We start from the raw sequence: 12,722 nt of genomic DNA, 5'->3' as shown, positions 1-12,722 counted from the left end.
TTATCGCGTCAGCGGCATGCCATAGATTGCGCCGCATTGCATGCTAACCTGTGCGCAATGCCGATCAAGACAGCGAATCCACTGCCGCAGCTGGCCTCATGGCCACGTCGTTTTCGTCCCTCGCGGATGCTCCTCGCGCTCTCCTGTTTGATCGCCACCCCGGCGTTTGCGGATCATCCCGGTCAGGCTCAGTTCGTCCAGGAAGTGGCGAAGGAAACGGGTAAGGATCCGGCCGCTCTGAATGCGCTGCTCAACGGTGCGAATAAGCAGCAGAGCATCCTCAACGCGATCAGCCGTCCGGCCGAAGCGAAGCCGTGGAGCGAGTACCGGCAAATCTTCATGACGCCTGCACGCATCGATGCGGGTATCCATTTTTATCGCGAACATCGCGATCTGCTTGAGAAAGTCGGCAAGCAATACGGCGTAGCGCCCGAATACATCGTGGCGATTCTCGGTGTGGAAACGTTCTACGGGCGCAACACGGGCAGTTACAAAGTGCTCGATGCGCTGGTCACGCTCGGCTTCTATTACCCGCCGCGTGCATCCTTCTTCCGTGGCGAACTGAAGACATTGCTTGAGCTGCCGGACAATCAGCTGGCCGGCCCGCTCGATACGCTTACCGGTTCGTATGCAGGCGCGCAGGGCTGGGGCCAGTTCATGCCCGACAGCATTCGCGACTACGCGGTCGATGAAGACGGCGATGGGCGCATTGATCTGCAGAACTCGCTGCCCGACATCTTCGCCAGCGTCGCGAACTACTTCGCCAAGCACGGCTGGGTGACGGGTGGCATCGTGGCGGCACGCGCGCAACCCGACGGCGCTGCAAAACCGCTCACGATAAAAGATTCGACACCGCTGTGGCCGGTGGAACAACTCGAAGCCTGGGGCTATGCGCCCGTGCAGCATCTCGATCCCGGCGCCAGCACCACAGTGCAGAAATTCCAGGGCGAGAATGGTCCGGAATACTGGTTCACCTTCCAGAATTTCTACGTGATCACGCGCTACAACCGCAGTCCCATGTATGCGATGGCGGTGAATCAGCTGGCGCAAGCGATCGCGCAAGGCGTGAACAGTCCGGAGACTGCCTCACGATGAGGACGCCATGGCACCTGTCGTGGCTGCTTGCGACTACGCTGGTGCTGGTCGGATGCGGTGGTCACCACAGCACGCGTTCGTCGTCATCGTCATCGTCATCGTATTCGCCGGCGTCATCCGGCGGCGGTAGCGGTGGTTCGAGTGCATCCAGCGGTGGCGGTATTAACGACGACACCAGTCAACCGCAAAGCAGCCGCTACCGCAGCAACAGCGACAGCGTGCCGGATGGTCCGCCACCGGACGTGAGCAATCTGCCCGAGCCGGTGCCAAAGGTGGAGTCGCACTCGTTGTACGGAAACAAGTCGCCTTACACGGTGCTCGGCCGCACGTATTCGGTGCTTCCGAGTGCGCGTGGCTATGACGAACGCGGCATCGCGTCGTTCTACGGCAGCAAGTTCCATGGCTACAAGACCTCGAATCTCGAGGACTACGACATGTACAAGTTCACGGCCGCCAGCAAGGTGCTGCCGCTGCCGAGCTATGCGCGCGTGACGAATCTGCAGAACGGCAAGAGTGTGATCGTGCGTATCAACGATCGCGGGCCGTTCCACGAGGACCGCGTAATCGATCTGTCTTACGCCGCAGCAGTAAAAATCGGCGTGTGGCCCAAAGGCACCGGCCTGGTGGAAGTGCAGGGCATCGATCCTTCGGCTCCAGTCGATCAGGAAGCCCCGCCGCCGCCCGTGGTGCCGCCGCCGTCGGAGCACACGCCGGGCATCTATCTGCAGGTGGGTGCATTCGCCGATCCGGCCAATGCCGAGCACGTCGCGGCGCAATTGCGCACCGCGAATTTCGCTCCGGTGCAGGTCGTGGATGCGACCATTGCCGGACGGCTCGTCCACCGTGTGCGCGTTGGCCCCCTGGCCGACGTGGACAGCGCCGACCGGGTGACCACCCAAATCGAACAAATGGGCCTGCCTCACCCGCAGGTCGCGGTAGACTGAGCGTTTCCCCATGTAGTGGCGCCGAGCGCGCCGATAATCCAAGCAAATGGATGTAAGCCCACGATGAATCTGTTCCGCCGTTCTCTGCCCATTCTCGCCGTCGCAACCCTCGCGTTCGCCGTCGGCGCCATCGCCCAGCAGACCCCACCCAAGCCCACGCCGAATGTGCCTGCTCCGGTGGCCGTGCCGACGCCGGTGCCGCCGCCGCCGGATGTCGATGCCAAGAGCTGGGTGCTGATGGATTACGCCACGGGCCAGATCCTGGCGTCGAAAGACCCAGACGTGCGAGTGGTGCCCGCTTCGATCACCAAGGTGATGACGGACTACGTTGTCTCCGCGGAGATCGCCTCGGGCAAGATTCACCTCACCGATCAGGTCATGATCAGTGAACACGCGTGGCGCGCAGGCGGTGCCGGCACGGACGGCTCGACGAGCTTCCTCAAGCTCAACAGCCAGGTCGATCTGAAGGATCTGCTGTACGGCATGATCATCCAGTCGGGCAACGATTCGGCCATCGCGCTCGCCGAGCACACGGCAGGTTCCGAAGACACCTTCGCCAACCTGATGAACGCCTATGCCAAACAGCTCGGCATGGTGAATAGCCACTTCGTGAATGCGTCGGGCTATCCGGCCGACAATCACTTCACTACCGCGCACGATGTCGCGATTCTCACGCGCGCGCTGATTCACGACTATCCGGATGACTACGCGATTTCCGCGATCAAGGAATTCGAGTGGAACGGCATCAAGCAGGGCAATCGCAACACGCTGCTGTGGCGCGATCCCACGGTGGATGGCGTAAAAACCGGCCACACCGCGGAAGCCGGCTTCTGTCTCGACGCCTCCGCCAAGCGCGGCGATCAGCGCATGATTGCCATCGTGATGGGCTCCAGCAGCGAAAAAGCGCGTGCCGATTCGGCGATCGCGCTGCTCAACTACGGCTTCCGTTTCTTCGAAACCCACAAGCTTTACGAAGCGAGCAAGGCGCTCACCTCGCCGCGCCTGTGGAAGGGTGAAGACAACCAGCTGCCACTCGGCGTTGCCGAAGACGTGCTCGTGACGGTGAAGACCGGCGACTACGACAAGCTGAAAGCGACCATGGACATTCCGTCCACGCTGATTGCGCCATACAAGAAGGGTCAGCAGGTCGGCACGCTGCATGTCACCGAAGATGGTCAGCCGATCGAAGACGTGCCGCTGATCGCCTTGAACGATGCGCCGCAGGGCGGCTTCTTCAAGCGTCTGTGGGACAGCATCCTGTTGTGGTTTCACGGCAGCGGCAAGAAGTGATCAACGCAATCGAGTGAGCGGAGAAAGCCGATGAAAGACCTGGGCGAGATCAAGCCGGCGCAGGAAGGCCAGGGTTTTCAGTTTCCGGGCGAATTCGAAATCACCGCGATGGGTAACGCCAGCGCGGATCTGAAAGCCCGCGTGCCGGAGATCCTCGAAGGTATCGGTTTGCACGTGCTGCACGAAACCGTGCGGCACCGGCCATCGCGGGAAGGCAACTTTCTCTCGGTGACGGTGAGTTTTCGCTGCGAATCGCGTGAGCAGTACGACGCGGCGCATGCGGCGCTGCGGGCTGATCCGGATATTCGGTACACGTTGTAATTGAAACGTATCCTTTAACGAAGCCCGCCACGTCATCCCAGCGAAGGCTGGGCTCCAGTGAAATACTCGTGCGAAGCACGCATTACTTTTTTCGCTTTGGCTAAACCCTACAGTCACTGGATTCCAGCCTGCGCTGGAATGACGAGCAAAAGCGGGGCGAGCACGGCGCCTCCGGTAGGCGGACATTTCCCACGGAAAAGCCCCTTCCGCACGACTTCCTTCACTTGTAAGCGCCCGATCGCGGCCTCAGATTGCCCCAATACCTTGCAGGCTCCGCCATGTCCCACCCGCTGAAAATCCGCCGCCTGGGCCGCCAACCTTATGAGCCGGTCTGGCGGTCGATGAGCGCCTTTACCGACAACCGCACCGCTACCACGGTCGATGAGCTCTGGATTCTCGAACACGACCCCGTCTTTACCCTCGGCCAGGCCGGCAAGATGGAGCACGTGCTCGCACCAGGTGAAATTCCCGTGATTCCGGTAGATCGCGGCGGCCAGGTTACCTATCACGGGCCCGGCCAGATCGTGGCTTATCCGCTGTTCGACCTGCGCCGCATCGGCGTGGGCGTGCGCGAGCTGGTGAACAAGATCGAGCAGTCGATTATCGATACGCTGGCGCATTGGAATATCGAAGCGGTGCGGCGTGAAGGCGCCCCGGGCGTCTACGTGGCCGATGCCAAGGTCGCGGCCCTCGGATTGCGCGTTCGCCGAGGCTGCAGCTTTCACGGCCTGGCCTTCAATGTGAACATGAACCTGGAACCTTTTCATCGCATTAATCCTTGCGGTTACAAGGACCTGGCAGTCACTCAGGTGCTAGACTTGGGCGGTCCGTCGCGGTTGGTGGACGTCGAGGATGTGCTGATCGGTGAGCTTTGCCGGCAGTTCGGCTTCGATGCTGAACCGGCTGCCCCCGTCACTCCCGAACTCCCCACACGCGTGGCGGTCTGACTTATTTCATGAGCGATATCTCCACTTCCGCCAAAGCCATTCCGATCAGCGTCGTCAGCGGGACGTCTACCGTTGAGAAGCAGCTTGGCAATGACAAGATTGCGCTCAATCGCGCGGGCTTCGATACGGCTGTGCCGACGTTGCGCAAGCCGAGCTGGATCCGCGTGCGTCTGCCGCAAGGCAACGCGGTGCAACAGCTGAAAGCGCGCCTGCGCGAAAACGCGTTGGTGACGGTGTGCGAAGAAGCATCCTGCCCGAACATCCACGAGTGCTTCAGCAAGGGCACGGCCACTTTCATGATTCTTGGTGAAGTGTGCACGCGCCGTTGTTCGTTCTGCGATGTCGCACATGGCCGTCCGGCTGCACCCGATCCGCTCGAACCGGCGCGTCTTGCCGAAACCATTGCCGACATGCGCCTGAAGTACGTCGTCATCACCTCGGTGGATCGCGATGATCTGCGCGATGGCGGTGCCGAACATTTCGCTGCGTGCATTCGCGCCGTACGTCATGCCAGCCCGAGCATCCGCATCGAAATCCTTACGCCGGATTTCCGCGGCAAGGGCCGCATGGAACGTGCGCTGGAAGTGCTCAAGGAATTTCCGCCGGATGTGTTCAACCACAATCTGGAAACCGTGCCGCATCTGTATCGCGAAGTGCGTCCGGGCGCCGACTACCAGTGGTCGCTCGACCTGCTCAAGCGTTTCAAGGCGCAGCATCCGGATGTGCCGACCAAGTCGGGCATCATGCTCGGCCTGGGCGAAACCTACGAGCAGGTGATCGAAACGCTGCGCGACCTGCGTGCGCACGATGTGGAAATGGTCACCATCGGTCAGTACCTACAACCCACGCCGCACCACCATCCCGTGGTGCGCTACTGGACGCCCGACGAATTCGAATCGCTGCGTGAGGCCGGCGAGGCGATGGGTTTCCACCACGTAGCCTCTGGCCCGCTAGTGCGGTCCTCCTACCACGCCGACCAGCAGGCGCATGCGGCCGGTGTCACCGAGCACGCTTGAAGAGAACTCCATGACCTTTCGACCCTTGCTCGCATTGATGTTGGCCTTAACTGTCACCGTGACAGCTTCCGCGCAATCCGCGGCTGACATGGGGGCATCCAAGCCGCGTAAAGAATCCACGCTGCCGCTGCAGCCAAACGCGACCGAGGCCGATGCCGCGCTGATCTCCGCGCATTTGCTCACCCGCTTCCACTACGACGCGCAGCCGCTCGACGATGCGATGTCGCAGAAGATCTACACGCTGTACTTCAAGTTGCTTGATGGCGAGAAGGTCTACTTCACCCAGCAGGACATGGCGAAGTTCGCGCAATACAAAGACAAATTTGACGACGCGATCTGGAACAGGGACCTCTCTGGGCCGTTCGACATCTTCAACCAGTACATCCTGCGCGCGGTCGATCGCATGAACTATGCGCGCAGCCTGTTGAAGCAGGGTTTCGACTTCAACACCAACGACACCTACACCATCGATCGCAAGAACGCCGACTGGCCGAAAGACCAGGCCGAGCTCAACGATCTATGGCGCAAGCGCGTGATGAACGACTGGCTGCGCCTGAAGCTTGCCGGCAAGACCGACGACGACATCCGCAAGACGCTCGACAAGCGCTACAGCAGCTACGTCAACCGCGTGCGTCAGCTCGACGGTGAAGATGCGTTCCAGACCTTCATGACGGCGTACGCCAATTCGACCGACCCGCACACCGACTACATGGGTCCGCGCGAAGCCGAGAACTTCGATATCACGATGAAGCTCTCGCTCGAAGGCATCGGTGCGCAGTTGCAGGCCCGCGACGACTACACGCAGATCGCTTCGCTGGTGCCCGCCAGTCCCGCCATCAAGTCCGGCAAGTTGCATGTGGGCGACACCGTGCTCGGCGTCGGTCAGGGCGATAGCGGCCCGATCGTCGACGTGGTCGGCTGGCGCCTGGACGACGTGGTCAACCTGATCCGCGGCAAGAAAGACACCACCGTGCGCCTGGAAATTGCGCCGGCAGACCAGGGTCCGGATGGCAAGCACGTCATCATTCCGTTGGTGCGCGAGAAGATCGCCATTGAAGATCAGGCGGCTAAGAAGAAAGTTATCGACATCGACGACAACGGCGTCGACCGCAAGATCGGCGTGATCGAACTGCCGATGTTCTATTCCGACTTCGGTGCGCGCAGCGAAGGCGACAAGAACTTCAAGAGCGCCACCCGCGATGTCAGCAAGCTGCTGGGCGAACTCAAGGCCGAAGGCGTGCAGGGCGTGGTCATCGACCTGCGCAACAACGGCGGCGGTTCACTGTATGAAGCCAACGAGCTGACCGGCCTGTTCATCGACAAGGGTCCGACCGTGCAGGTGCGCAATGCGGGCGGTGCGGTCCAGGCGCAGGGCAAGGATGACGATTCCCCGATGGTGTGGAGCGGTCCGATGGCCGTTCTCGTCAATCGTGGCACGGCATCGGCGTCGGAGATTTTCTCGGCGGCGATCCAGGATTACGGCCGCGGTTTGATCATCGGCACGCCGACCTTCGGCAAGGGCACCGTGCAGACGCTGATCGATCTCGATCGCTTCGCTTCCGACCCGGACAGCAAAGCTAACTTCGGCGCGTTGAAGATGACGGTGCAGGAATTCTTCCGCATCAACGGCGGTTCGACGCAGCTGCGTGGCGTGACTCCGGACCTGCTGTATCCGACCAACGGCGACGAGAAGGATTTCGGCGAGTCGACGTACGACAACGCCCTGCCGTGGACGCAGATCGCACCGGCCGACTACAAGCCCGTCGCCGACATGAAGGGATACCTGGCGCAGTTGCAGCAGTTGCACGATGCGCGCGCCGCCAAATCTCCCGCATGGCAGCTGATGCTCGACGAACTCACGCAGTACAAGAAGCTGGCCGATCGCACCACGATCTCGCTCAACTTTGCGCAGCGTGAAACCGAACGCAAACAGCTCGACGCCATCCAGGCCGATTTCCGTGCGCGTCACAAGACGATTGACGGCAACAACTCGGTGTCCGACGACAACGATCAGCTCGACGACGGTCTCAACCCGAGCGAGCGCAGCCTCACCACCGAACTGAAGGAACAGGAAGAGGCCAAGAATGCTCCCGATCCGCAGCTGCAGGAAACGGCGCACGTGCTGTATGACGCCGTGGGCTTGATCAACGCGAATCCGAAGCTGGCGGCCGTGGTGCTTCCGTACGGCGGCAAAGAGAGCGAGCCTGCGCTGGCCGTGGTTGCCGGTCCGAATGCGACGACAGCACCTGAAACCTCCGTCGGCAACGGCGATGGTGGTTCGAGTACACCCGCGCCAGACGCTTCACACGCTTCTGCGCCGGCCAAGTCGGCATCCAGCGGCAATCATTGAGATTGCGGTATCGCATGAACCGAAAAAGCAGCGCTTCGGCGCTGCTTTTTTTTGCATTTGCCTCCTCACCGGTTTAAGGGGAGGATGACGATGGTTGGCCTCGCCACACCGTCGAAACGAACGGCGCGCAGCACCCTGTGCATGGCAAGAGGTCGTCACCCGAAATAGGTCGCTACCGCTCGCAAGAGGGAGGTATGGCATGAACCTGTTGTCGAACATGGCGCTGGCCGGCGGTCTGGCATGGGCCAGCGGTATCCGTCTTTACGCCACGTTGTTCATCGCCGGCTTGCTTGGACGTCTCGGTTACGTCGATCTGCCATCCGGACTGGTGGTACTCAGCCACAACTGGGTGCTGATTGCGTCGGGTGTGTTGATGCTCGGCGAATTTCTCGCGGACAAGATTCCCGTGTTCGACAGCGTGTGGGATTCCTTCCAGACCTTTATCCGCATTCCGGTCGGCACGTTGCTGGCGTGGGGTGTCTTCAAGCATTCGCCGATGGACGAACAAATTGCCGCTGCGTTGCTCGGTGGTGCCGTGGTGACGGGTACGCATCTGGCCAAATCCGGCGGCCGCGCCTTGATCAACACATCCCCCGAGCCGATCAGCAATTGGACGGCAAGCGCGGGCGAGGACGTGTCGTTGTTCGGCATCCTCTACCTGATGTGGCAGCACCCGCTTGTGCTGCTGATCGCGCTGGTGCTGTTTATGGTGCTGCTGTGTTGGCTGCTGCCGAAGATCGCGCGCGGATTGCGCATGATCGTGCAGCGTGTGCGCAGCATGGGGACGTGGCTATTTCGCGAGACGGGCGCGACGCGTTAGCCGATAACTCCCTCCCCTACGTGCAGTAGGGGAGGGTTGGGGCGGGGTGAAGCCTTCACGCTTGCGGCAAGCTCGGACAACCCCACCCCGGCCCTCCCCTGCACGCAGGGGAGGGAGAAAATCGGTGCATCACGCGCGATAGCGGCTCTGCAAAAACGCAAACATCGCGCGCAAACCCATCGCCTCACCACCGCGCGGACGGCCAGGACGATCGCCGTCGTTCCACGCATACGTGTCCAGATGCACCCACGGCATGCCGTCGGGAATAAATCGTTCCATGTACAGCGCGGCAGTAATCGCACCGGCATGACGCGAAGGACCGGCATTAGCGAAATCCGCCAGATAGGAATCGAGCATCTTGCGATAAGGACGCCACAACGGCAGCCGCCACATCGGGTCGGCGACCTGTCGACCATGTGCAAGCGCGGTATCCGCAATCGCATCGTCATTGGCAAACAACGCCGGAAGATCCGGGCCCAGCGCCACGCGTGCCGCACCCGTGAGCGTGGCAAAGTCGATGATCAGATCGGGCTTCTGCTCCGCACCGTAGGCCAGCGCATCGCATAGCACCAGACGGCCTTCGGCGTCGGTATTGTCGATCTCCACGCTATGACCGCCGCGTGTAACCACCACTTCACCAGGGCGCATTGCGTTGCCCGCAACGGCATTTTCCACCGCCGGAATCAGCAATGTCAGGCGCACCGGCAACTTCGCGTGCATGATCAATCCAGCCAGCGCGATGGCGTGTGCCGCACCGCCCATGTCCTTCTTCATCCAGCGCATGCCGTCGGACGGTTTCAAATCCAGACCGCCCGTGTCGAAGCACACGCCCTTACCGACCACGACGAGTTTCGGATGCGATGCCTTGCCCCACGTCAGCTCGATCAATCGCGGCGGACGATGACTGGCGCGGCCCACCGTGTAGATCGTCGGAAAGTTCGCTTCCAGCAGTTCTTCGCCGACCCATTCATGCACCTTGCCCTTGTGCACCTTGCCTAGATGCTTCACGGCATCGGCCAGTTGCTTCGGGCCCATATCCTCGGTCGGCGTGTTGACCAGATCGCGCACCAGGGCGGTCGCGCTGACGAGTGGCGCGAGCGTTTCGAAGGTGGCGGTGTCGACGGCCAGCGTTGCGGGCGCGCGTTTGGCTTTGCGATAGCGCGTGAACTGATACGCACCCAGGGCCCAACCCAGCGCAGAGAGTTGCGCATCGAGCGGCACGCTGTCGGCATCGAGTGTGTATTCGCCGACCGGCAGCATCGTCGGTAACGCTGCCAGCGCGCCGAGTGCATCCTGTCGATCCACGCCCACTAACACGCGCGCCAGCTTGCCGTTCGTATCGGCTAGCAGACACACGCTGCCGGGCTTCGCATCGAACCCGGTTTCTTCCGCCCATTTGCGCTGCGCGGGTGTAAGGCGTCTGCGCGTGGAGGAAAAATGGACGGTGTCGGTCGCTTCGATCGGTGTCGGAGCGGAGCGTTTGGAGCGGATTTCGGTCAGTGCGGCCATGCGCTTTGGTCTTGGTTGTTTGGCGTGAATGATCGCGCGTTTCCAAGACTGTTCAAAGCTTCTGGGGTGGGAATTGGAGAAAACTTCGTTTTTCGAGACGCGTGGCTTTCAAACGAAAGGCTTGGAACGAACCTTTGAAGGTTTGTACAAGTTCGCACCCTCACCCCAACCCCTCTCCCAATGGGAGAGGGGCTAGGTTGAGGAGTGATTTGCGTCGAGCCACTGCACTAGCGTGGCCAGATCGCGCAGGTCGAGATCGGGTTTGGCGCCCAATGTGCCGGGCCAGGGGTGGCCGGGGCGGTTGATCCATGCTGTGCGCAGGCCTGCGTCGCGTGCGCCCACGACATCCAGCTCGGGATCATCGCCGATATGCAGGATCTGATCGGGCGCTACACCGAGTTGCTCGGCAGCGGCGAGGAAAATGCGCGCATCCGGTTTTGCAACGCCTGCATCGCGTGCACTGATGTGATGTGCAAAGTGCATGCGCAGACCGATGCGTTCCAGATCCGCATTGCCGTTGGTCAAACTGGCCACCGGCCACTTGGCGGCCAGGGCTTCCAGTGCGGGCAGGGCATCGGGATACAGCTCCACGCTGTTGCGTGCTGTGGCGTAGATCTCCCACATCGCATCCAGTGGTGCCTCGGCGATACCCGCGGCATCGAAGGCGCGTTGCATGGTGAGGTAACGCTGTGCGGTGAAGTCGTGCGCCAGGTCGATGCGTTCGGCGGCCACGCGTGCGCGCAGTTCACGCATGGCGGGAATCGGCCAGATCTTGGCGACCTGCGGATAGTGACGGCGCAGGTAGTTGTCCAGATCGCGATCGGCACGCTCAAGCGCCGGCATCACCGGCCAGAGGGTGTCATCCAGATCGATAGTCAGTGCGAGGATGCGCATGGGGGCATCCCTGGAAGGGATCGGCGCGTCGTGACGGCTCAGCGCGCTTCGATGCGCAGCACCTGACCGGTGCGGACCGTGTTGTCTTTCAGGTGATTCCAGCTGCGAATCTGTGCGACATCGACGCCATGCTTGCGCGCGATGGAATACAGCGTCTCGCCGGAACCCACGCGGTAGCTGCGGGCAGCCGCCGGCGCAGGAGCGCTGGCGACTTTGCGGACATCCGATTTCTTGACCGGTGCTTCAGCCGTCTTGCTGGCCTTGGTCTTGTTCACCGGCACTTTGTCGAACGTCACGACGGCATCGGCGGTGACCTTCGCAAAATCGCTGCCATGGCTCGTTGCATCGGCAACGGTAAACGCATCGCCGTGCACACCCTTCAGGCTGCTCGGTTGCGGTGCGGCGACCACGGCGCCTGCCACGGCTGCGAGGCTAGGCGTATTCGCGCGTGCAGCGGCTGCGGCTGCGGTTGCTGCGGCAGCGGACGGAACCACTGCGCGCGGCGCGGCGGCTGCGGCGATCTGCGTCGGTTCGGCGCTGGCGTGCGCACCCACTTCCGCCAGAATGCGGCTGCGGCGCGACGAATCCATCGCCGTCAACGCGCCACCGTCGGCATAGGGCACCAGACTATGCGAGCGCAGCACCGATTCACCCTTTGCGCTCTGCGTGAAATCGACGAAAGCCTTCGCGTTCGCTGCATTCGGGCTGCTGGCATTGGTCACCAGGTACAGCTCGGTGAACAACGGATACGAACCGCTTGCCACGGTCGATACGCTCGGTGCAACACCGCTGATGCGGATCATCTTGATCTTCGAATTGCCCGCCACGCTGGACAGCGTCGTCACACCGAACGCGCGCGGATCGAGCGCCACCGATGCTTCCAGCTGCGTGGTGTTCACATACAAGCGCGGTGCCGCCACCGGCTGACTGCCGCGGCCGAACACCAGCTTGCGCAGGCTGAACTCAACACCGTCGCCGGGGCTGGCTACGGCGAACACGTCCATCGGCGAATCGTTGCCGCCGACGTCTTTCCAGTTGGTGATCTTGCCGTAGTAGATGTCGTGCACTTGCTGCAAGGTCAGGCTGCTCACCGGGTTCGATGGACTGGTGACCAACACCAGCGCATCCCACGCCACCGGCGTGAAGGTGAGGCCGCTATCGACCGCGTTGCCGGAACTTCCGCGTGCGCTGCCTGCGATATCCGCCGAACCGCTCGCCACCGCATCCAGACCCGATGCCGTGTTGAACGGTTGCAGCTCGACGCGGCCATGACCGGAGGACTGCCACGCCTGCGCCATGCCCTTCATCACGCCGTTGCCGGTGACAACGTCGCCGCGCCAGGTCAGTGACTGTGATTGCGCCAGTGCGACGAGTGCGACGGTGGAAAGACTCGCACCGATCAGGGCGACAGAAAGCAGACGTGGAATACGTACAGGCATAGGAATGCGCGACCTACGAAATGGCTGAAATGATGCCAGTGTGCCGTCAAAACCGCGTGCACACAGTGACAGGATGCTGTATTTCAACGGCCTGGAG

At 61.8% G+C, this 12,722-nt stretch carries 11 protein-coding genes; 8 read left to right on the top strand and 3 right to left on the bottom strand.

What is annotated here, in order from left to right:
- Positions 1 to 126 precede the first annotated feature (126 nt).
- The 8 genes from mltB to EKH79_RS09260 all read left to right on the top strand — a co-directional run bounded on the left by mltB (position 127) and on the right by EKH79_RS09260 (position 8,783).
- On the top strand, positions 127 to 1,095 hold the full coding sequence (mltB, locus tag EKH79_RS09295; protein ID WP_126673863.1) for a lytic murein transglycosylase B: 969 nt from the start codon (positions 127 to 129) through the stop codon (positions 1,093 to 1,095).
- Positions 1,092 to 2,039, top strand: a complete 948-nt coding sequence (locus EKH79_RS09290; RefSeq protein ID WP_126673510.1) for a septal ring lytic transglycosylase RlpA family protein — start codon at positions 1,092 to 1,094, stop codon at positions 2,037 to 2,039. Before mltB ends, EKH79_RS09290 begins: the two co-directional genes overlap by 4 nt.
- A gap of 63 nt (positions 2,040 to 2,102) precedes the next feature.
- Complete coding sequence (locus EKH79_RS09285) at positions 2,103 to 3,329, top strand: D-alanyl-D-alanine carboxypeptidase family protein (protein WP_126673509.1); 1,227 nt, start codon at positions 2,103 to 2,105, stop codon at positions 3,327 to 3,329.
- Positions 3,330 to 3,359: 30 nt separating this feature from the next.
- Positions 3,360 to 3,650, top strand: coding sequence for a YbeD family protein (locus EKH79_RS09280; RefSeq protein ID WP_126673508.1), 291 nt, complete (start codon positions 3,360 to 3,362; stop codon positions 3,648 to 3,650).
- A gap of 278 nt (positions 3,651 to 3,928) precedes the next feature.
- Complete coding sequence (gene lipB / locus EKH79_RS09275) at positions 3,929 to 4,597, top strand: lipoyl(octanoyl) transferase LipB (protein WP_126673507.1); 669 nt, start codon at positions 3,929 to 3,931, stop codon at positions 4,595 to 4,597.
- Positions 4,598 to 4,605: 8 nt separating this feature from the next.
- Complete coding sequence (gene lipA / locus EKH79_RS09270; RefSeq protein WP_126673506.1) at positions 4,606 to 5,613, top strand: lipoyl synthase; 1,008 nt, start codon at positions 4,606 to 4,608, stop codon at positions 5,611 to 5,613.
- A 10-nt stretch (positions 5,614 to 5,623) separates the two neighbouring features.
- On the top strand, positions 5,624 to 7,963 hold the full coding sequence (locus EKH79_RS09265) for a carboxy terminal-processing peptidase (RefSeq protein WP_126673505.1): 2,340 nt from the start codon (positions 5,624 to 5,626) through the stop codon (positions 7,961 to 7,963).
- Positions 7,964 to 8,162: 199 nt separating this feature from the next.
- On the top strand, positions 8,163 to 8,783 hold the full coding sequence (locus EKH79_RS09260) for a DUF4126 domain-containing protein (protein WP_199754207.1): 621 nt from the start codon (positions 8,163 to 8,165) through the stop codon (positions 8,781 to 8,783).
- A 129-nt stretch (positions 8,784 to 8,912) separates the two neighbouring features.
- Here the strand turns inward: EKH79_RS09260 and EKH79_RS09255 are convergent, their stop codons facing one another.
- From EKH79_RS09255 to EKH79_RS09245, 3 genes are all read right to left on the bottom strand, one after another.
- On the bottom strand, positions 8,913 to 10,292 hold the full coding sequence (locus tag EKH79_RS09255; RefSeq protein WP_126673504.1) for a leucyl aminopeptidase family protein: 1,380 nt from the start codon (positions 10,290 to 10,292) through the stop codon (positions 8,913 to 8,915).
- A gap of 192 nt (positions 10,293 to 10,484) precedes the next feature.
- Entirely contained in the window at positions 10,485 to 11,186 is a 702-nt protein-coding gene (locus EKH79_RS09250) for an HAD family hydrolase (RefSeq protein WP_126673503.1), read from the bottom strand.
- Positions 11,187 to 11,224: 38 nt separating this feature from the next.
- Positions 11,225 to 12,625 carry a LysM peptidoglycan-binding domain-containing protein gene (locus EKH79_RS09245; protein WP_126673502.1) on the bottom strand — a complete coding sequence of 467 codons (1,401 nt, stop codon included), beginning with the start codon at positions 12,623 to 12,625 and terminating at the stop codon, positions 11,225 to 11,227.
- Positions 12,626 to 12,722 lie beyond the last annotated feature (97 nt).

The organism is Dyella dinghuensis (genome assembly GCF_003977615.1).
GTDB lineage: Bacteria > Pseudomonadota > Gammaproteobacteria > Xanthomonadales > Rhodanobacteraceae > Dyella_B > Dyella_B dinghuensis.
The sequence above is the reverse complement of the archived record's forward strand: the minus strand, read 5'-3'. Positions and strand labels throughout refer to the sequence as shown.